The sequence below is a fragment of the Pseudomonas wayambapalatensis genome, assembly GCF_049942315.1.
In the GTDB taxonomy this organism is placed as follows: domain Bacteria; phylum Pseudomonadota; class Gammaproteobacteria; order Pseudomonadales; family Pseudomonadaceae; genus Aquipseudomonas; species Aquipseudomonas wayambapalatensis.
The window spans coordinates 26,669-44,300 of record NZ_JBNFMU010000230.1 but is presented as its reverse complement, the minus strand read 5'-3'; the positions used below and the strand labels follow the sequence as shown (position 1 = coordinate 44,300).

The 17,632-nt window shown below is 63.2% G+C and carries 15 protein-coding genes; 9 read left to right on the top strand and 6 right to left on the bottom strand.

The window, feature by feature from the left end; genetic code table 11:
- Positions 1-109 precede the first annotated feature (109 nt).
- The 3 genes from ACPZMI_RS22570 to ACPZMI_RS22560 form a co-directional block, all read right to left on the bottom strand.
- Complete coding sequence (locus ACPZMI_RS22570) at positions 110-2,920, bottom strand: FAD-binding and (Fe-S)-binding domain-containing protein (protein WP_426353113.1); 2,811 nt, start codon at positions 2,918-2,920, stop codon at positions 110-112.
- Between the two features lie 74 nt (positions 2,921-2,994).
- Positions 2,995-4,140, bottom strand: coding sequence for an FMN-dependent L-lactate dehydrogenase LldD (lldD, locus tag ACPZMI_RS22565; protein WP_112897265.1), 1,146 nt, complete (start codon positions 4,138-4,140; stop codon positions 2,995-2,997).
- A 63-nt stretch (positions 4,141-4,203) separates the two neighbouring features.
- Complete coding sequence (locus ACPZMI_RS22560) at positions 4,204-5,874, bottom strand: lactate permease LctP family transporter (RefSeq protein WP_186711857.1); 1,671 nt, start codon at positions 5,872-5,874, stop codon at positions 4,204-4,206.
- A gap of 255 nt (positions 5,875-6,129) precedes the next feature.
- Between ACPZMI_RS22560 and ACPZMI_RS22555 the strand changes: the two genes are divergently transcribed.
- Positions 6,130-6,897, top strand: a complete 768-nt coding sequence (locus ACPZMI_RS22555; protein WP_426353112.1) for an FCD domain-containing protein — start codon at positions 6,130-6,132, stop codon at positions 6,895-6,897.
- 71 nt (positions 6,898-6,968) lie between these two features.
- Here the strand turns inward: ACPZMI_RS22555 and smpB are convergent, their stop codons facing one another.
- The gene (gene smpB / locus ACPZMI_RS22550) at positions 6,969-7,451 is read right to left on the bottom strand and encodes an SsrA-binding protein SmpB (RefSeq protein ID WP_027917703.1); all 483 of its coding nucleotides are present in this window, start codon (positions 7,449-7,451) and stop codon (positions 6,969-6,971) included.
- Positions 7,452-7,611: 160 nt separating this feature from the next.
- On the opposite strand from smpB, the gene ACPZMI_RS22545 reads away from it, so the two are divergent.
- Positions 7,612-8,046 carry a type II toxin-antitoxin system RatA family toxin gene (locus tag ACPZMI_RS22545; RefSeq protein ID WP_054892629.1) on the top strand — a complete coding sequence of 145 codons (435 nt, stop codon included), beginning with the start codon at positions 7,612-7,614 and terminating at the stop codon, positions 8,044-8,046.
- Positions 8,039-8,341: an RnfH family protein gene (locus ACPZMI_RS22540; RefSeq protein WP_426353111.1), complete on the top strand. Its 303-nt coding sequence runs from the start codon at positions 8,039-8,041 to the stop codon at positions 8,339-8,341. The genes ACPZMI_RS22545 and ACPZMI_RS22540 overlap by 8 nt, the downstream gene beginning before the upstream one ends.
- Before the next feature lie 69 nt (positions 8,342-8,410).
- Here ACPZMI_RS22540 and ACPZMI_RS22535 read toward each other — a convergent pair whose 3' ends face one another.
- Positions 8,411-8,932 carry an outer membrane protein assembly factor BamE gene (locus ACPZMI_RS22535; protein ID WP_054892627.1) on the bottom strand — a complete coding sequence of 174 codons (522 nt, stop codon included), beginning with the start codon at positions 8,930-8,932 and terminating at the stop codon, positions 8,411-8,413.
- Positions 8,933-9,029: 97 nt separating this feature from the next.
- Here ACPZMI_RS22535 and fur point away from each other — a divergent pair, with 97 nt between their 5' ends.
- The gene (gene fur / locus ACPZMI_RS22530) at positions 9,030-9,434 is read left to right on the top strand and encodes a ferric iron uptake transcriptional regulator (protein ID WP_046788147.1); all 405 of its coding nucleotides are present in this window, start codon (positions 9,030-9,032) and stop codon (positions 9,432-9,434) included.
- 81 nt (positions 9,435-9,515) lie between these two features.
- On the opposite strand, the gene recN is transcribed toward fur, so the two are convergent.
- Entirely contained in the window at positions 9,516-11,189 is a 1,674-nt protein-coding gene (gene recN, locus ACPZMI_RS22525; RefSeq protein ID WP_186720377.1) for a DNA repair protein RecN, read from the bottom strand.
- Positions 11,190-11,370: 181 nt separating this feature from the next.
- On the opposite strand from recN, the gene grpE reads away from it, so the two are divergent.
- From grpE to carA, 5 genes are all read left to right on the top strand, one after another.
- The gene (grpE, locus tag ACPZMI_RS22520) at positions 11,371-11,925 is read left to right on the top strand and encodes a nucleotide exchange factor GrpE (protein ID WP_112897268.1); all 555 of its coding nucleotides are present in this window, start codon (positions 11,371-11,373) and stop codon (positions 11,923-11,925) included.
- A 101-nt stretch (positions 11,926-12,026) separates the two neighbouring features.
- A complete protein-coding gene (dnaK, locus tag ACPZMI_RS22515; RefSeq protein WP_186669392.1) occupies positions 12,027-13,952 on the top strand; it encodes a molecular chaperone DnaK in 1,926 nt (641 codons plus the stop codon).
- Between the two features lie 201 nt (positions 13,953-14,153).
- Positions 14,154-15,278 carry a molecular chaperone DnaJ gene (gene dnaJ, locus ACPZMI_RS22510; protein ID WP_186669394.1) on the top strand — a complete coding sequence of 375 codons (1,125 nt, stop codon included), beginning with the start codon at positions 14,154-14,156 and terminating at the stop codon, positions 15,276-15,278.
- A gap of 13 nt (positions 15,279-15,291) precedes the next feature.
- Complete coding sequence (gene dapB, locus ACPZMI_RS22505) at positions 15,292-16,098, top strand: 4-hydroxy-tetrahydrodipicolinate reductase (protein ID WP_186711517.1); 807 nt, start codon at positions 15,292-15,294, stop codon at positions 16,096-16,098.
- Between the two features lie 343 nt (positions 16,099-16,441).
- Positions 16,442-17,578 carry a glutamine-hydrolyzing carbamoyl-phosphate synthase small subunit gene (gene carA, locus ACPZMI_RS22500; protein ID WP_186669398.1) on the top strand — a complete coding sequence of 379 codons (1,137 nt, stop codon included), beginning with the start codon at positions 16,442-16,444 and terminating at the stop codon, positions 17,576-17,578.
- Positions 17,579-17,632: the final 54 nt, after the last annotated feature.

The following is a 17,632-nucleotide window of genomic DNA, read 5'->3' as shown; positions in this document are numbered from 1 at the left end:
GCGGGTTTACCCGCGAAGAAGACACCGCGCTGCCTGGCACGGGCTACGCCCGTGTTCGCGGGACAAGTCGCAGCGGCGAACCGTCGCTCCCACAGGGATTGGGCTGACCTCAGATAGCTCGTGCGCGCGTCACCCGGTCCACCAGATAGACCAACCCGTGATAGTCGATACCACTATGGCTCGACAGCCCGATCTCACAGGTCCGGCTGGTGGAAATTCCTTCGCTGCAGTACTGCACGGCATCTTTCAGGCTGCGCAGGGAGTGGGCATTGAGCTCCGGCGTGGTGAAGCCCTTGTCGCCAGCGAACCCGCAGCAATGGATACCCTCGGGAATCACCACCTGCTTGCTGCAACGCCGCGCGAGGTCGATCAACGCCTGGCTTTCGCCCAGGTGCTGGGTGCTGCAGGTGACATGCACGGCCACAGGTTCCTCCTGCGGGGTGAACTCCAGCTTGTCGAGCAGATGCGTGCGGATGAAGCGTACCGGGTCGTAAAGATCCAGTCGGGTTTCCCCCAGGTCCTGTACCAGGCGCAAGGTGCAGGGGCTGGTGTCGCAGTAGATCGGGTCGAGGCCGCCGCGGCTCGCATGCAGCAGGGCGGCGATCAGTTCCTGGCGTTTGTGCTCGGCCTGTTCGGCATAGCCCTTGGAAGCGAATGGCTGGCCGCAGCAGAGGTTGTCGGCGTTGTCGGGGAAGATCACCTGGTAGCCGGCCTTTTCCAGCAGGCCCCGGGTCTTGTCCAGCAGCGAGCGCTGCTCGCGATCGCCATAGGCCGGGCCCATGACGCGCGACACGCAGGCCGCGAGGTAAACCACCCGAGGTCGTGCATCGTGGCTTGCCGGGCCGAAGTCGATCGGTTTGAGCGGTTGCGGCATGGCCGGTGTCCACTGCGGCAGGCGACCGTTGCTGACCTTGCGCAGGCCGCTGCTGAGGCGTCCCAGGCGCGGGGCGCCGAGCAGCTTGCGGGCGCCGTTGGCTGCGGCGAGGGTCAGGCGTGCGCCGCTGAGGGCCGAGTGGAAGTGCTCGGCCAGCCAGTCGGCGGTCTTCAGATGGCCGGCGGCCTCGCCGCGAAGCTTTTTCACCAGCTCGCCGGTGTTGATCCCCACCGGGCAGCGCTGGGCGCACAGGCCGGTCGCGGCACAGGTGTCGAGGCCCTGGTATTGATAGTTCTGCAGCAGCTCGCGGGTGTCGAGACCGGCACGGCGCCTGGCCTGGATATCGCGCCACATGACGATGCGCTGGCGCGGGCTGAGGGTCAGCCCTTTGGACGGGCACACCGGCTCGCAGAAGCCGCACTCGATGCATTTGTCGACGATGTCGTCGGCCGCCGGCAGTGGCTTGAGGTTTTTCAGGTGGATGTCTGGATCGCTGCTGAGCACCACATCCGGGTTGAGGATGCCGTTGGGGTCGAGCAAGCGCTTGAGTGCCCACATCAATTGGTAGGCGTCCTTGCCCCATTCCAGCTCGACGAAGGGCGCCATGTTGCGTCCGGTGCCGTGCTCGGCCTTGAGCGAACCGCCGAATTCCACCGCCACCAGTTGCGCAACGTCCTCCATGAAGGCCTGGTAACGCGCAACTTCTTCGGCGCTGTTGAAGCCCTGGGTGAAAACGAAGTGCAGGTTGCCTTCCAGCGCGTGGCCGAAAATGATCGCCTCGTCGTAGTGATGCTTGTCGAACAGCTGGATCAGGCGGTTGACGCCTTCGGCCAGTTGTTCGACCGGGAAGGTTACGTCTTCGATGATCACTGTGGTGCCGGTCTGGCGCACGGCGCCGACAGCGGGGAAGGTGTCCTTGCGAATCTTCCACAGCAGGTTGTACACCGCCGGATCTTCGCTGAACTCGACCTTCTGCTCGAGCGGGAACTCGGCGATGGACCCCATCACCTGCGCCAGTTGTTCGTGCAGCAGGCTCTGGCTGGCGGCGCGGGACTCGATCAGCAGGGCGCAGGCGTTGTCTGACAGGCCCTTCACCCAGGCCGGCATGCCTGGCATCTCCTGCACCGAGCGCAGGCTGCGGCGGTCGAGCAGCTCGACCGCCGACACGGGCTGGCGCTTGAGCACGGTCACCGCTCGGCAGCAGCTTTCGACACTGGGGAACACCAGCAGGGCGCTGGCCTTGTGCGGGTGGTCGGGCACGGTGTCGTAGGTGACTGCGCTGATGAAGCCCAGGGTGCCTTCGGAGCCGACCAGCAGATGCTGAAGGATGTCCAGCGGCTGGTCGTAGTCCACCAGTGCGTTGAGCGAGAGGCCGGTGGTGTTCTTCAACCGGTACTTGTGGCGGATACGGTCGGCCAGTTCGGTGTTGGCGCGGGTCTCACGGCCAAGGCGGGCAAGGTCGTCGAGCAGCGCGGCGTGGCTTTGTTCGAAGGCGGCGACGCTGGCCGGATCCTCGCTGTCCAGGCGAGTGCCGTCGGCCAGCACCAGGCGCAGGCCGGCAAGGGTGTGGTAGGTGTTCTGCGCGGTGCCGCAGCACATGCCGCTGGCATTGTTGGCGACGATGCCGCCGATCTTGCAGGCATTGATCGACGCCGGATCTGGCCCGATCTTGCGCCCATAGGGGGCCAGCCAGGCATTGGCCTGGGCACCGATGACCCCGGGCTGCAGGCGGATCTGTTCGCCCTGGTTGCGAATCTCGCGGCCGTTCCAGTTGTCGCCCAGCACGATCAGCACCGAATCGCTGATGGCCTGGCCGGAAAGGCTGGTGCCAGCGGCACGGAAGGTTACCGGCACGCGCTCGCGCTGGGCCAGGCGGATCAGCTCGACCACCTCGTCCTCGGATTCGACGCGCACCACCAGCTTGGGGATCAGCCGGTAGAAACTGGCGTCGGTGCCGAAGGCCAGGGTCGAAGTCGGGTCGTCGAAACGGCGTTCGGCAGGGATCAGGCGCTCGGCATCACGCAGGAACGCAGCGGGCAGGCTCATGCAATCTCCTCGCGGGGCCGGCGCGTCTGGCGCGCGACGTGCCCCGGACTATCAGGCGTTTGTTTCGTAAGGGCTCAGGCGCCCAGCTCGCGTACCAGCGAATCGCGGCTGATCTCGCCGATCGACTTGGCGCCGGTCAGTACCATGGCCACGCGCATTTCTTTCTCGAACAGCTCCAGCAGGTTCTTCACCCCGGCCTGGCCATGCACGGCCAGGGCCCAGAGGAAGGCGCGGCCGATCAGTACCGTGTCGGCGCCCAGGGCGATCATGCGCACCACGTCCAGGCCGCTGCGGATGCCCGAGTCGGCGAGGATCTTCAAGTCACCCTTGACCGCGTCGGCAATGGCCGGCAGGGCGCGGGCGCTGGACAGCACGCCGTCGAGCTGGCGGCCGCCGTGGTTGGAGACGACGATGCCGTCGGCACCGAACCTCACGGCGTCACGGGCGTCATCGGCATCGAGGATGCCCTTGATGATCATCGGGCCGTCCCAGAATTCGCGGATCCACTCCAGGTCCTTCCAGGAAATCGACGGGTCGAAATTGTTGCCCAGCCAGCCGATGTAGTCGGCAAGGCCGGTCGGGTTGCCGCGATAGGTGGAAATGTTGCCCAGGTCGTGCGGGCGTCCCATCACGCCGACGTCCCAGGCCCATTCAGGGTGGGTCATGGCTTGCAGCACGCGACGCATCGGGCCGTTGGCGCCACTCATGCCGGAATGGGCGTCGCGGTAGCGGGCACCGGGCACGGGCATGTCGACGGTGAACACCAGCGTCTTCACCCCGGCGGCCTTGGCGCGCTCCAGGGCGTTGCGCATGAAGCCGCGGTCCTTGAGGACATATAGCTGGAACCACATGGGCCGGTCGATGGCCGGCGCCACTTCCTCGATCGGGCAGACCGACACCGTGGACAGGGTGAAGGGAATGCCGTGCGCCGCCGCCGCGCGCGCCGCTTGCACTTCGCCACGGCGCGCGTACATGCCGGTGAGGCCGACCGGGGCCAGGGCCACGGGCATGCTCAGGGTTTCGTCGAACAGCCGGGTCTGAAGGCTCAGCTCCGACATGTTTCTCAGGACCCGCTGGCGCAGGGCGATGCTGGCCAGGTCCGAGACGTTGTGGCGCAGGGTGTGCTCGGCGTAGGCGCCGCCGTCGGCGTAGTGGAACAGGAAGGGGGGCAGCTTGCGCTGGGCCGCGGCGCGATAGTCGGTGGAGGCGGAAATGATCATGGATTCTCGCAGCGTGGGTTGAGGGAGCTGCCGGGCGCATGAGGGCGCCCGGCCCCTGTCACTTTAGTGATGAACCAGCATACCGGTCAGCCAATAGGCCTGGACCAGGGTGATCAGGCCGACGATGGTAGCGAAGAACAGGCTGTGCTTGACGGTGAAGCGGAACAGGTCCGACTCCTTGCCGACCAGGCCGGTGGCGGCGCAGGCCACGGCGATCGACTGCGGCGAGATCATCTTGCCGGTCACGCCGCCGCTGGTGTTGGCGGCGACCAGCAAGGTGTCGCTGACGCCGATCTGGTGCGCGGTGGTGGCCTGCAGCGAGCTGAACAGGGCGTTGGACGACGTGTCGGAGCCGGTCAGGAACACGCCCAGCCAACCCAGGAACGGCGAGAAGAACGGGAACGCCGCGCCGGTGCCGGCCAGGACCAGCGCCATGGTCGAGGACATGCCCGAGTAGTTGGTGACGAAGGCGAAGGCCAGCACCATGCCAATCGACAGGATCGGCCAGCGCAGTTCCCAGAAGGTCTCTTTGAAAGTGGTAAGACCAGTTTTGAAGTTGATCTTCAGGACCCACATCGAGATCAGTGCCGACAGGAAGATCGCGGTGCCGGTGGCGGAGATCGGGTCGAGCTTGAACACCGCCGGCATTGCGGTCGGCGCGGTCACGATCGGCGCGGTCTTGATCACCAGTTGATCGAGGTGCGGGATGGCGAAGTTGAACACGAAGTTGTACATCGCACCGCCCGGCGCGAATGCGGCCTTGAAGGGCTTGAGGGTCCAGATGGTCACCAGCACGGTGAGAATCAGGAATGGCGACCAGGCCTTGAAGATCTCGCCGAAGCTGTACGGCGAAGGCTGGCTGCCGCCACTGCTGACCACGGCTGCACCGACACTGCCCTTGGCCTCGGCGAACGCGCGCTTGGGCTGCCAGACTTTGAGGAACAGGGTCAGGGCGATCAGGCTGGCCAGGGCCGAGGTGATGTCCGGCAGTTCAGGACCGATGAAGTTGGAGGTGAAGTACTGGGTCACGGCGAAGCTCAGGCCGGCGACCAGCGCGGCGGGCCAGGTCTCTTTCACGCCACGCAGGCCATCCATCATGAACACCAGCCAGAACGGCACGAACAGCGACAGCAGCGGCAGCTGGCGGCCGGTCATGGCGCCAATGTGGAAGGCGTCGATGCCGGTCACCTGCCCGGCGACGATGATCGGGATACCCAAGGCGCCGAAGGCGACCGGCGCGGTGTTGGCGATCAGGCACAGACCGGCGGCATACAGCGGGTTGAAGCCCAGGCCCACCAGCAGTGCGGCGGTGATGGCCACAGGGGCGCCAAAGCCAGCTGCACCCTCAAGGAAGGCACCGAAGCAGAAGCCGATCAGCAGCACCTGCAGGCGCTGGTCGTCGGTGATCGACAGCACCGAGCTGCGGATGACTTCGAACTGGCCGCTCTTGACCGTGAGTTTGTACAGGAACACCGCGGCAACGATGATCCAGGCAATCGGCCAGAGGCCGTAGAGGAAGCCATAGCCTGCTGCGGCAAGGGCCATGTCGACAGGCATCTGGAAGGCGAAGATCGCCACCAGGATCGACAGGCCGAGGGTAATGCTGCCTGCCACGTGGCCCTTGAGGCGGAACACGGCGAGGGCGAGGAAGAAGAACACGATGGGGATGACCGCCGCCAGTGCGGACAGGCCGAGACTACCAAGCGGTGTGTAGAGTTGTTGCCAGGTTTGCATATGGGGTGACCCCTAATTGTTGTTGGTCAGCACTGGCATTGGATAATTGGTAAGACCAATTTACAATGACTGGTCGCTAGGTTAAAAGCCGGATACGGGGTGTGTCAATTTGTCCCAAGCAAAACTTTGGTCGAGTGCCGATGAGCGGATGGCGAGATCGCGTCGGATCAATCGAGGAATATCTGTCGGGCTGCCGCGGATAGGCGCAGAATAGGCGCCCCGAAATCGGTGCCGGGGGTTTGTGGAGAGCATGTGATGGTTTTTGATCAGGTCCGCCAACGGCGCCTGTCCGACGATATCGTCGATCGACTGGAAGGGATGATTCTCGAGGGGACGTTGACCTCGGGGCAGCGCCTGCCCGCCGAACGCGCCCTGGCCGAGCAGTTTGGCGTTTCCCGCCCGTCGTTGCGCGAGGCGATCCAGAAACTGGTGGCCAAGGGGCTGCTGGTCAGCCGCCAGGGGGGCGGCAACTATGTGGCCGAGTCGCTGGGATCGACGTTCAGTGATCCCTTGTTGCAGTTGCTCGAGCACAATTCTGAGGCTCAGCGCGACCTGCTGGAGTTTCGTCACACCCTTGAGGCCTCATGCGCCTTCTACGCAGCCCAGCGTGCTACCGAGCCGGATCGGGCGCGGTTGAAGGCCGCCTTCGATGCGCTGCAGGACTGCTATGCCCGCGTCGATGAGGTCAGTCGTGCAGAAGAAGGCGCTGCGGATGCGCGTTTTCATCTGGCGATTGCCGAAGCCAGCCACAATGCCGTGCTGCTGCATACCATTCGTGGCCTGTTCGACCTGCTCAAGCGCAATGTGGTGACCAACATCGGGGGCATGTACCAGCAGCGCACGGAGACGCGCGACATGCTGATCAGTCAGCATCGCGAACTGTACGAGGCGATCGTCGAGGGGCGTGCGGAAGATGCGCGGGAGGTGTCGAGCCGGCACATCCTGTATGTGCAGGAAGTGCTGGAAGAGGCGCAGCAGGAAGCTCAGCGCGTGGCGCGTGCGGAGCGACGCAGCGGGCGCTAGACAGGTGTTGCAGCATTCGCGGGCAAGTCGAAGCGCCGAACCGCCGCTGCGACTTGCCCGCTGAAGAACATCTACTCTTCCTTGCCCTTGTTGCGCACCGCACGCTGTAGCTCGCGGTTGGAGTCGCGCTCGCGCATCGTGTCGCGCTTGTCGAACTCCTTCTTGCCCTTGCCGAGCGCGATTTCGCACTTGATCAGGTGCTTGCTCCAGTACAGCGCCAAGGCCACGCAGGTGTAGCCTTTCTGCGCCACGGCAGCTTCCACGCGCTCGAGCTCGCGCTTGTTCAGCAGCAGCTTGCGGGTACGCATGGGGTCGGCGATGACGTGGGTGCTGGCGGTGTTCAGCGGGGTGATGTGGCTGCCGAACAGCCAGGCTTCGCCATCCTTGAGCAGCACGTAGCTGTCGGTCAGGTGCGCCTTGCCGGCCCGCAGGCTTTTTACTTCCCAACCGGACAGGACCAGCCCGGCCTCGAACTTGTGTTCGATGAAGTAATCGTGTCGCGCTTTCTTGTTCTGCGCGATGGTCCCGGTCGGATGTTTCTTTTGCTTAGCCATAGGGGCGGCATTATAGGCAGTCGCCACGTCCTCTGGCTATGGGGTTCGGTGCGCTTGAGCCAGCAGGATGAATCCCGGACAATGCAGGCCTCGTTCCGTTGCACGGAACCGTTCCGAAGCGCTGCGATGCGCTGCCGCCCAGCTTGGAAGTGATGCCTGGATGACTACCCATATTCAACGCTCCGCCCTGCTGCCATACCCTGCCCAGGCGCTCTACGACCTGGTCAACGACGTGGCCAGCTACCCTGAGTTTCTTCCCTGGTGCTCGGACTCGACGGTGCTCGAGGCGAGTGACACCCACATGCGGGCGAAGCTGGAGGTGGCCAAGGGCGGCATGAGCCAGCAGTTCGTCACGCGCAATGTGCTGGTGCCGGGGCAATCCATCGAGATGAACCTGGAAGAAGGACCCTTCACCCAGTTGCATGGCGTATGGGTGTTCAAGGCGCTGGGCGAAAAAGCCTGCAAGATCAGCCTCGACCTGTCGTTCGATTATGCCGGGCCGCTGGTGCGCGCCACCCTCGGGCCATTGTTCAACCAGGCAGCCAACACCCTCGTCGATGCCTTCTGCCAGCGAGCCAAGCAGCTGCATGGCTGAGACGCTGGGTATCGAGGTGGCCTACGCGACTGCCGAGCGCCAATGGCTGCTGGCGTGCCGGGTGCCGCATGGCGTGACGCTGCGTGAGGCCTTGCGGTTGTCTGGCATTGCTGCGCTAGTGCCAGGGCTGGATATCGAAGGTTGCCCGGTGGGCGTGTTTGGCAAGGTCGTTGCCGAACCGCATCAGCGTCAGGTAGAGGAGGGTGAGCGCCTGGAAATCTACCGGCCGCTGCTGGTGGACCCGAAGGCGATGCGCAGGCAGCGAGCCGAAAAGGCCAAGGCTGCACGCGGGTAAGGTTGTTGCTGTATACGCTGCGCAATAAAAAGCCCGGACCATGTCCGGGCTTTTTCATGGGCCATGCCGTTATTGCGGCGAGGTCTCCAGTGGCGCCGGCGTAGGCACCGGGGTCGTCTCGATGGTGTCGATTTCGCGCTGGATCGACTCTTCCGTCGAGCCAGCCTTGGCTGGTTTTTCCGGCTGTTGAGACGGCTGGTTGGCCGGGCTGACGGTCGTGGTGCTGCTGCCGCCCAGGATTTCCTGGTCGCGGCTTACGCCCGGCATGAAGTCGCCGGAAAGGCTGACCAGTTGGTCGCTCTCGTTGAAGAAGATACTCATGCGCTCCTGCTGGCGCTTACCGCCGCCAGGCTGGATGCTGTAGAGATAATCCCAGCGATTGGTGTTGAAGGTGTCCTGCAGGAGTGGGTTGCCCATGATAAACCTTACTTGCCGTCGGGTCATTCCGGGGCGCAATTGGTCTATCATGTCCTGCGTGACGACATTGCCCTGCTGGATGTCGATTTTGTAAACCCCGGGAAACGAGCAACCGGCGAGTGCGAGCAGTCCCACGAGGGTGAGGCTGGTTAGCAAGAGCTTGGTGTTTTGCATCGGTGGGCGACTTCCACTATCTTGGCTGGACAACGTAAACCCCGATCATACCCGTATTAAGAGAAGCTGCGAAGCAGCATCGGCGAGAAAGCTGACCATGGTTGAAAATAGCGAATTGCGCAAAGCCGGTCTCAAGGTGACCCTGCCTCGAGTCAAGATCCTTCAGATGCTCGATTCGACCGAGCAGCGTCACATGAGCGCCGAGGATGTTTACAAGGCGCTGATGGAAGCGGGTGAGGATGTCGGTCTGGCGACCGTCTACCGCGTACTGACCCAGTTCGAAGCTGCGGGTCTGGTGGTTCGCCACAACTTCGATGGCGGCCACGCGGTGTTCGAGCTGGCCGATGGCGGACACCACGACCATATGGTCAACGTGGACACCAGCGAAGTGATCGAATTCATGGATGCGGAGATCGAGCGCCGCCAGAAAGAGATCGTCGCCGAACATGGCTACGAGCTCGTGGACCACAATCTGGTCCTGTATGTGCGTAAGAAAAAGTAACGATTTCGATCGTTATTAACAGCAAAGGCGACCTTCGGGTCGCCTTTGTGCTTTCTGGCGCGGGTCGAGGAGTGAGCTGCCTCAGGCCTTGCCGCTGACTACCATCTTGCGCGCATGCGCCAGGGACTCTTTGGTCAGGTCTATCCCACCCAGCATGCGTGCCACTTCTTCGACCCGCTCGCGCTTGCCGAGGCTGGCCACGGCGGTATGGGTGGTGTCGCTGTTGCGTACCTTGTGCACGAACAGGTGATGGTGCCCTTGGGCTGCAACCTGCGGCAGGTGGGTGACGGTCAGGACCTGGCCGCGCTCGCCCAGGCGGCGCAACAGTTGGCCGACGATCTCGGCGGTCGGGCCGCCGATGCCCACGTCCACTTCGTCAAAGACCAGTGTGGGAATGCGCGAGGTTTGTGCGGTGATGACCTGAATGGCCAGGCTGATGCGTGACAGCTCACCTCCCGAAGCCACTTTGGCCAGCCCCTTGAGCGGTTGGCCGGGGTTGGCGCTGACCAGCAACTCGACCTGCTCCAGCCCGTGGGGCGAAAGCTCACCGCTCTCGTTGGGCGACAGCTCGATACAGAAGCGCCCGCCGGGCATGCCCAGGCGCTGGATCTCCTGCTCGACCGCCACCGCCAGTTGCGCTGCGGCCTGCCGGCGCAGATTGCTGAGCTCGACGGCCTTCTCTTTATAGTGCTGTGCATAGGCGGCCAGCTCGCCGCCCAGGCGCTCGATGGATTCATCGCTGGCGTTGAGCCCTTCGAGCTCTTCCATCAGGCGCTGTTGCAGGTGTGGCAACTCGCTCGGGTGCACGCGGTGCTTGCGAGCGAGGGTATAGAGGGTGTCGAGCCGCTCTTCCAGTGCTTGCAGGCGCAGAGGGTCGGCGTCGAAGTGATCAAGGAAGCGGTTGAGCTCGCCAACCGCTTCCTCGATCTGGATCTGCGCACTGGCGATCAGGTTGACGGCTTCGCCCAATGCCTTGGGGGCGTTGTTCACGGCGGTCAGGCGATTGAGGCTGACCGTCAGGGCGCTGAGCACGTTGCCGGAGTCGCTTTCGCTGCATTGATCGATGACCTGGCGGCAGATGCCGAACAGGGCTTCGGCATTGGTCAGGTTCTTGTGCTCGTGCTCAAGCTGTTCCAGCTCGTTTTCGCCAAGGCCCAGGTTGTCGAGCTCTTCGAGCTGGTAGCTCAGTAGCTGATGACGGGCGCGTTGCTCGTCGCCGGAGTTGGAAAGGCGCTCCAGCTCCAGGCGGGTCTGGCGCCAGCGCTGGGCTGCCAGTTGCACCTGGCGGGCGAGGTCGACGGCGCCGGCGTACTCGTCGACCAGACGACGATGCGTGTCGGTCTTGAGGAGCGACTGGTGCTCGTGCTGGCTGTGGATGTCGATCAGTAGCTCGCCGAGTGCCTTGAGGTCGGCAAGCGGGCAGGGAGTGCCGTTGATGTAGCCGCGGCTGCGGCCTTCGGCGGTGATCACCCGCCGCAGGATGCACGGGCCGTCGGTGTCGAGGTCGCGTTCTGCCAGCCAGGTGCGGGCTTCGGGGATATCGACCAGGTCGAAGGTGGCAAGCAGGTCGGCCTTGTCGGCGCCGGGTCGCACCACGCCACTGTCGGCGCGGTCGCCCAGCGCCAGGCCAAGCGCGTCGAGCATGATCGACTTGCCAGCGCCCGTTTCGCCGGTGATCACCGACATTCCGCGGGCGAGTTCGAGGTCGAGGTGCTCGACGATGGCGTAGTTGTGAATGGACAGGTGCACCAGCATGAGGGCCACTCCCGAAGGTCATGTCTGGTTATTTATACAGTACTTTTTTCCTGCCTGCCAATGCTCGCCTGATGAATGTGGAAATGCCGCTCGCCCCTTGAACCTGTTTTTTCCGACCCCATATAACCGGCAGACAAGGCAGGCATGACCTGTACACCAGAAATTGCGGAGGAGAGACCCGATGGCTGACGAACAGCTGGATGAACAAAACCTTAACGCCGAAGAAGCCGGCTCCGAAGATCTCGGTGCCCGCGTCCAGGTGCTCGAGGAGCAGCTGGCCGCCGCCAAGGATCAGTCGCTGCGCGTGGCTGCAGACCTGCAGAACATCCGCCGTCGTGCCGAGCAGGACGTCGAGAAGGCTCACAAGTTCGCCCTGGAGAAATTCGCCGGCGACCTGCTGCCGGTGATCGACAGCCTGGAACTGGCCCTGGCCCACTCCAGTGCCGATGACGAGAACGTCAAGCAGATCCGCGAAGGTGTCGAGCTGACCCTGAAGATGTTCCAGGACACCCTCAAGCGCTACAACCTCGAAGCCGTCGATCCCCATGGCCAGCCGTTCAATCCTGAGCATCACCAGGCCATGGCCATGCAGGAAAACGCCGAGGTAGAGCCGAACAGCGTGCTCAACGTGTTCCAGAAGGGTTATCTGCTCAACGGTCGCCTGCTGCGCCCCGCCATGGTGGTGGTCAGCAAGGCGCCGGCAGCGCCCCAGCCTTCTATCGATGAAAAGGCTTGAAATCCGCCGGGGCATCCCCATCTAGGTGTCAAGCCTTCAAGTATTACCGCAGTTGGCCAAAGTAGTCGCTGCTACCAAATTCAAGTTTCGGGAGAGTTAACATGGGCAAAATCATCGGTATCGACCTGGGGACGACCAACTCGTGCGTCTCCATTCTGGAAAACGGTAACGTCAAGGTCATCGAGAACGCCGAAGGTGCGCGTACCACCCCTTCGATCGTGGCCTACGCCAACGACGGCGAAATCCTGGTCGGTCAGTCGGCCAAGCGCCAGGCCGTCACCAACCCGCACAACACCCTGTTCGCAGTGAAGCGCCTGATTGGCCGCCGCTTCGAAGAAGACGTCGTGCAGAAAGACATCAAGCTGGTCCCGTACAAGATCGTCAAGGCCGGCAACGGTGACGCCTGGGTCGAGGCCGCTGGCAAGGAAATGGCTCCGCCGCAGATCAGCGCCGAAGTCCTGAAGAAAATGAAGAAGACCGCCGAAGACTACCTCGGCGAGCCTGTCACCGAAGCGGTCATCACCGTTCCGGCCTACTTCAACGACAGCCAGCGCCAGGCTACCAAGGATGCCGGTCGCATCGCCGGTCTGGACGTCAAGCGCATCATCAACGAACCGACCGCCGCTGCACTGGCCTATGGCATGGACAAGGCCAAGGGCGACCACACCGTCATCGTCTATGACCTGGGTGGTGGTACTTTCGACGTGTCGGTCATCGAAATCGCCGAAGTCGACGGTGAGCATCAGTTCGAAGTACTGGCCACCAACGGTGACACCTTCCTGGGTGGTGAAGACTTCGACATGCGCCTGATCGACTACCTCGTCGACGAGTTCAAGAAAGAGTCCGGCATGGACCTGAAGAACGATCCGCTGGCACTGCAGCGTCTGAAAGAAGCTGCTGAAAAGGCCAAGATCGAGCTGTCTTCCGCCCAGTCGACCGACGTCAACCTGCCGTACATCACTGCTGACGCAACCGGTCCGAAGCACCTGAACGTGAAGATTTCCCGCGCCAAGCTGGAGTCGCTGGTAGAAGACCTGGTCAGCCGTACCATCGAGCCTTGCCGCATCGCCCTGAAAGATGCCGGTATCGACGCGAGCAAGATCGACGACGTGATCCTCGTCGGTGGCCAGACTCGTATGCCGCTGGTGCAGAAAGCCGTTGCCGACTTCTTTGGCAAGGAAGCGCGCAAGGACGTTAACCCGGACGAAGCCGTTGCCATGGGTGCCGCCATCCAGGGTGCAGTACTGGCCGGTGACGTGAAGGACGTCCTGCTGCTCGACGTCAGCCCGCTGACCTTGGGTATCGAAACCATGGGTGGCGTGATGACCGCGCTGATCGAGAAGAACACCACCATCCCGACCAAGAAGTCGCAGGTGTTCTCGACTGCCGACGACAACCAGGGTGCAGTGACCATCCACGTCCTGCAGGGCGAGCGCAAGCAAGCTGCGCAGAACAAGTCGCTGGGCAAGTTCGACCTGGCTGACATTCCGCCAGCCCCGCGCGGCGTTCCACAGATCGAAGTGACCTTCGACATCGACGCCAACGGCATCCTGCATGTCGGCGCGAAAGACAAGGCCACCGGCAAAGCGCAGTCGATCGTGATCAAGGCCAACTCCGGCCTGTCCGACGAAGAAGTCGAGCGCATGGTGCGTGATGCCGAGGCCAACGCCGAGGAAGACCGCAAGTTCGAAGAGCTGGCCGCTGCCCGCAACCAGGGTGATGCGCTGGTTCACTCGACCCGCAAGATGGTCGTCGACGCCGGTGACAAGGCGACTGCCGAGGAAAAGGCTGCGATCGAAGCTGCCGTGGTTGCCCTGGAAGCTGCCGTCAAGGGCGACGACAAGGCTGCCATCGACGCCAAGGTCGAGGAGCTGTCCAAGGTCTCCGCGCCAGTTGCCCAGAAGATGTACGCCGAGCAACAGGCACAGCAGCCTCAGGACGGCGCTCAGCAGGCCGAGCCGGAAGCCAAGCACGATGACGTGGTTGACGCCGAGTTCGAGGAAGTGAAAGACAACAACAAGCAGTAATGCCTGCATGTTGTCGGCCGGTTCATCGCCATTGGTCGGTGAACTGGTAGGATGTCGCCGCGCGGGGGCTTGCTCCCGCGTTGGCGTGTCTGGAACACGGGAAATATTTCCAGCATCTGTCAGGGCGCATCAGGCGTGTTGCGGCAGGTGCTGACGGCACGGTGCACAGATGCCGAAAGCCCTCAAGAGTGCAAATGACCTATGGCAAAGCGTGATTTTTATGAGGTCCTGGGTGTCGAGCGCGGCGCCAGCGAAGGTGACCTCAAGAAGGCCTATCGCCGCCTGGCGATGAAATTCCACCCGGACCGCAACCCGGGCGACAAAGAGTCGGAAGAGAGATTCAAGGAGGCCAACGAGGCCTACGAAGTGCTCTCCGATGCCAGCAAGCGCGCGGCCTACGATCAGTACGGCCATGCCGGCGTCGACCCGAGTATGGGTGGCGGTGGCGCCGGTTTCGGCGGCGCGAACTTCTCCGATATCTTCGGCGACGTCTTCAGCGACTTCTTTGGTGGCGGTCGCGGCGGCGGCCGTGGTGGTGCCCAGCGGGGCAGTGACCTGCGCTACACCCTCGAGCTGAACCTGGAAGAAGCAGTGCGTGGCACCACGGTCAACATTCGTGTGCCGACGCTGGTCAACTGTCAGCCCTGTGACGGGACGGGCGCCAAGAAGGGCTCTACACCGTCGACGTGCCCGACCTGCGGTGGCATCGGTCAGGTGCGCATGCAGCAAGGCTTCTTCTCCGTGCAGCAGACCTGCCCGCGCTGTCATGGCCAGGGCAAGATCATCACCGACCCTTGCAACGCCTGCCATGGCGAAGGACGGGTCGAGGAATACAAGACCCTGTCGGTCAAGGTGCCGGCAGGCGTCGATACCGGTGATCGCATCCGCCTGTCTGGCGAGGGCGAGGCGGGGGCCCATGGTGGTCCGACTGGTGACCTGTACGTAGTGATCAGTGTGCGCGAGCACGCGATCTTCCAGCGTGACGGCAAGCACCTGTTCTGCGAAGTGCCGATCAGCTACACCGATGCGGCGCTGGGTGGCGAGCTGGAAGTGCCGACGCTGGACGGCCGGGTCAAGTTGAAGATCCCGGAAGGCACCCAGACCGGCAAGCAGTTCCGCCTGCGCGGCAAGGGCGTGGCGCCGGTGCGCGGTGGTGCGGCGGGCGATTTGCTGTGCCGTGTTGCGGTGGAAACGCCGGTCAACCTGAGCCGTCGCCAGCGCGAACTGCTCGAAGAGCTGCGTGACTCGCTCGAAGGCGACAGCTCCCATTCGCCCAAGGCCAGCGGCTGGTTCGAGGGTGTGAAGCGCTTCTTCGGCGATCTCTGACAAGGAACAGGCTATGCGACGTATTGCGGTAATGGGCGCGGCAGGGCGGATGGGCAAGACCCTCGTCGAAGCCGTGCAGCAGCAGGCTCCCCAGGCTGGCCTGACGGCGGCGATCGATCGTCCGGACAGCACCCTGGTGGGGGCCGACGCCGGCGAGCTCGCGGCGCTGGGTCGTATCGGCGTGCCGATCTCCGATGACCTGACCAAGGTCGCTGACGAGTTCGATGTGCTGATCGACTTCACTCACCCGTCGGTGACCCTGAAGAACCTGGCGTTCTGCCGTAAGGCGGGCAAGGCCATGGTGATCGGCACCACTGGCTTCTCGCCAGAAGAGAAGCTGCTGCTGGTCGAGGCGGGCAAGGAGATTCCGATCGTCTTCGCTGCCAACTTCAGCATTGGCGTCAACCTGTGCCTGAAATTGCTCGATACTGCCGCGCGGGTGCTGGGTGACGAGGTGGACATCGAGATCATCGAGGCTCACCACCGCCACAAGGTCGACGCTCCGTCGGGTACCGCGCTACGCATGGGTGAGGTGGTTGCACAGGCGTTGGGTCGCGATCTGCAGGAAGTGGCCGTCTATGGTCGCGAAGGCCAGACCGGCGCGCGTGATCGCCAGACCATCGGCTTTGCCACTGTGCGTGCCGGTGACGTGGTCGGTGATCACACTGTGCTGTTCGCGGCAGAGGGCGAGCGCGTCGAGATCACCCACAAGGCCTCGAGCCGCATGACTTTCGCCAAGGGTGCCGTACGTGCGGCGCTGTGGCTGGATGGCCGCGAGCCTGGGCTGTACGACATGCAGGATGTGCTCGAGCTGCATTGAGGCGTCAGTGCGGCAGTGGCTTGTTCGCGGGACAAGTCGCAGCGGCGAACCGCCGCTCCCACAGGAAATACACGAACCTGAAGGCTTGCAAAAATCCAGTGGGAGCGGGCTTGCCCGCGTAGAAGCCATCGCCGACGCCAGTCTGTCGCAATCATGTGTTTTAGAGGCACATATACGGTAGACCGAAACCTCACTTTTCTGTAGACTACAGCTTTAGTGTATCCACTAAAAGCGCGCAGAGAATTGAATTCAGCACATAAAAGCGGGGTGACGTATCCATACGGCACTCCGCTTTTTTGCAACCTGCGATCGCCCCTTCATGCGTCATTTACGGGAGGTCTTCTTGACAAAGCCAGCCATACTCGCCCTTGCTGATGGCAGCATTTTTCGCGGTGAGGCCATTGGGGCCGACGGACAAACCGTTGGTGAGGTGGTGTTCAACACCGCTATGACCGGCTACCAGGAAATCCTTACAGACCCTTCCTATTCGCAGCAGATCGTCACCCTGACCTACCCGCACATCGGCAACACCGGCACTACGCCGGAAGACGCCGAATCGAACCGTGTATGGTCCGCAGGCCTGGTCATCCGTGACCTGCCGCTGCTGGCCAGCAACTGGCGCAACACCCAATCGCTGCCGGACTACCTCAAGGCCAACAACGTCGTTGCCATCGCTGGCATCGACACCCGTCGCCTGACCCGTATCCTGCGTGAGAAAGGCGCCCAGAACGGCTGCATCCTGGCCGGTGACAACATCACCGAAGAGCAGGCCATCGCCGCTGCCCGTGCCTTCCCGGGCCTCAAGGGCATGGACCTGGCCAAGGTCGTCTCCACCAAGGAGCGCTACGAGTGGCGTTCCAGCGTGTGGGAGCTGAAAACCGACAGCCACCCGACCATCGAGGCCGCCGACCTGCCGTACCACGTCGTCGCCTACGACTATGGCGTCAAGCTGAACATCCTGCGCATGCTGGTCGCTCGTGGCTGTCGTGTGACCGTGGTGCCTGCCCAGACCCCGGCGAGCGAAGTGCTGGCGCTGAATCCGGACGGCGTGTTCCTGTCCAACGGCCCAGGCGATCCTGAGCCGTGCGACTACGCGATCCAGGCGATCAAGGATGTCCTCGAGACCGAGATTCCAGTCTTCGGCATCTGCCTCGGCCACCAGTTGCTGGCCCTGGCCTCCGGTGCCAAGACCGTCAAGATGGGCCACGGCCACCACGGTGCCAACCACCCGGTCCAGGACCTGGATACCGGTGTGGTCATGATCACCAGCCAGAACCACGGTTTCGCCGTCGACGAAGCCACCCTGCCGGGCAACGTGCGTGCCATCCACAAGTCGCTGTTCGACGGCACCCTGCAGGGTATCGAGCGTACCGACAAGAGCGCGTTCAGCTTCCAGGGCCACCCTGAAGCGAGCCCAGGCCCGACCGACGTCGCGCCACTGTTCGATCGTTTCATCGATGCCATGGCCAAGCGCCGCTGAGCATCCTGCATCAAGGCCCCGGACCGGCATGCGCCGCGTCCGGAAGCGCCTGAC